This window comes from Myxacorys chilensis, from assembly GCF_059505265.1.
In genome coordinates this window covers 1-2,559 of record NZ_JCACKG010000261.1, presented here as the reverse complement: position 1 = coordinate 2,559, position 2,559 = coordinate 1, and the positions used below count along the sequence as shown (strand labels likewise).

The 2,559-nt window shown below is 46.4% G+C and carries 2 protein-coding genes; one reads left to right on the top strand and one right to left on the bottom strand.

All coding sequences use genetic code 11. From position 1 onward, the window contains the following. Positions 1–102: 102 nt before the first annotated feature. Positions 103–1,410 (bottom strand): IS701 family transposase, encoded by a 1,308-nt coding sequence (locus tag AC5JLB_RS26745; RefSeq protein ID WP_495876874.1) that lies wholly within the window; start codon positions 1,408–1,410, stop codon positions 103–105. A 167-nt stretch (positions 1,411–1,577) separates the two neighbouring features. Between AC5JLB_RS26745 and AC5JLB_RS26740 the strand changes: the two genes are divergently transcribed. After that, positions 1,578–2,294, top strand: a complete 717-nt coding sequence (locus AC5JLB_RS26740; protein WP_495876873.1) for an ankyrin repeat domain-containing protein — start codon at positions 1,578–1,580, stop codon at positions 2,292–2,294. Positions 2,295–2,559: the final 265 nt, after the last annotated feature.

The window sequence follows — 2,559 nt, the reverse complement described above, 5'->3', positions numbered from 1 at the left end:
CGAAAACTTTAGACATTGCTCTCCCTACTCATTCTTTAAGATTATTGGTCTTCCCTAGAAACGTTTCGTTTTGCTTTGTCCGTATAGCCCTCTTCTATCACTCTAGGGAGAAGAAAAAATAGATTCTAAATTCAATTGATGCATAATTGGACAGAAAAACTGATCCATCTTGTTGATCAGACGCTCAAATCCAGTCTCTAATGCAGCAATCGAAAATACCATTAACCATTGCTTGAGCCAATTAAAACAAATCAAAGGTTGGATTATAAGGCGAAGATTGTTCAATTGGCTCTTCCAACCGTTCTGGTGATTCCACCAGGGGTGTTGCGTAAACTGTTGATGGACAAGTGGACAACAATCATTGAAGGCATCTGCAAACAAGCTGACCATCAGAAATGCACTCATCGCTAGCTCCCACCACTTAGCAATCTGTTCATAACTTGTCATGCGAAAGTCTGCCCACCCCAGTGCATCTTTAGCTTGCTTGAGTCCATATTCAATCCAGGTTCTAAATCCATAACTGTTGCCGATGTCCTCAAGCTTGACCCTAGGAGCAGCCACCATCACGAAAGTCGTCGAGTTCTCAGGCAGGGTCTGCGGGTCAGTCGTCAACAGCCAATATTGTTTGCGATGCCGTTTGCCGTAAACTACCTCCGCCATGTATCGCACTTCGGTAGTGCCATTGCTAAAGGTGCGCTCAAACTTTTGCCAAGGCTCCTGATAAACCTCCTGATCTTGCGGTAACCACAAACCATGGTTGCTACGAATTGCCAGAATATACGGCAAGTTCAACTCATCTAGGACGTTGACAAAATTGACCTTGCTCTCGCCGTACAAACTATCGGCTAATACCAGGTCAAAATGAAAGCCCATTGCCTGAAGTTGCCGAACCATCGTCGCTGCAATCTGCGGTTTTGTTTGATACTCATCTTCAGGCTTCAATCGTTCTTTGGGTTTATAGACCTCGAACGTTAAGGGCACAATCATGCCCTCCACCAATCCATAAGCCGTCACTGCGACGATGCCATTTTCCTTCTTACCGACATTGCCGATGTATTGTCGTTTGACGTAATCGGTGCTGTTTCCCTTCTTGCAGTCTCCGGTTTCGTCAATCAACAAAATCATTGACCGTTCATGCAGGACTTTGAGGATCAGTTCCAATCGCTTCTGACGTAACTGAGGTACGGTCCAAGGCGATTCGGTGAGGAAATGATGTAGACTTTGGGGATTATTCAACCCCACTGCTTTAGCAATCGCGGGTAATGACTTACGTTTGACTTCGCTGATCATGCCCAGATGCAGAAGTTTGAAGGCTTCAAAGCTCCGAACCTCCGGAAATAGTGGCTCATACCACTGGCAATACTCATCGACAAAACGGATCGTGGGTTGGGCAGCACGAGAGGCAGACATCGTCAGGTAAAACTCATGAACTCTCCGGCTTCTAGTCTAATAAACTATGCTTAGAGTGATAGAAGAGAGATAGAGATGGTCGATTGTCAATTGTAGAACTGGCACGGAAATTTAGGACTTTTTTCAATGCCTAAGTAGGTTGAATAAGCTCCCCTAGAACATCAGCAATGGAATCTCTCAATTCTGCTACTTCAAAGCTCAGTCAAGTGGCTCGTCAACCTCAGCGATCTCTGATTCTGTGGGCACTTTCCACAGTGAGTTGGCTTCTTATCTTTCCCGTTTTCTGGTTTCTTACCGTTCAAAGCTTGGCGATCTGGATGCTTGGACAAAGTGTTTGGATGGGACACTTGGCACTCTGGATGCTCCTGGGTCGCTCCAGCCTCATTACCTGGTCCACGTTCGCAATCCTCGCGACGGCTCCCCCTGCCATGAGCTATTGTGCTTGCCGCAAAGTCGGGATGAAAGGACTTCTCCCGATCGCAATTCTTTCTGTCCTTCTGATTCCAGCTGGACAGTCCTTTGGACGCATCGACACCTACGGAACAATCCTTACCCCCCTGCACATTGCATCTCAGAACGGGGATCTACCGAAATCTCGTGGTCTACTGCTCACCCTCACTCGTCGCTATCACCACTACAGCTTTTTTACGGATGGCGGTGATCTCATTCGTTTAGGAATTGACCCGAATGTGCGCGGGGATATGGGCAATACACCGTTGATGACGGTTCTCGATAATCCAACCTATGTTCAAGACTTGCTTGGCTTGGGTGCTAACGTGAATGTCAAAAACCAGGCTGGAGAAACTGCACTCGATTTAGCTACAAACCCGCAAACAATTCAACTGTTGAAACAAGCAGGAGCAAAATCGGGACATTCAGAATAATTTTGCGACTGCTTCGTAATCTGACTAGCACTCTTCTCCCTAACAATCTGGAAACTACCAACAAGCAATGTGTTCCACATTCCTGCTTTCACAAACACAAGCTACGGGAATGCCTAATAGAACCGCGCCAAGTAGGAAAGCAGAATTATCCCCATTCCGCAATTGAAGCAAAGTAATCCTAGAAGTACCCAGATTCCATAGGCTGTGATAAAGCTTGGAAAGAGAACGGCGAGTAAGAAACTCTGTCCGAGCGCAACACTAATGC

Excerpts from the sequence above, each read along its gene's own strand:
- AC5JLB_RS26745 (WP_495876874.1), bottom strand. The coding sequence starts at position 1,410 with ATGTCTGCCTCTCGTGCTGCCCAACCCACGATCCGTTTTGTCGATGAG.
- AC5JLB_RS26740 (WP_495876873.1), top strand. The coding sequence starts at position 1,578 with ATGGAATCTCTCAATTCTGCTACTTCAAAGCTCAGTCAAGTGGCTCGT.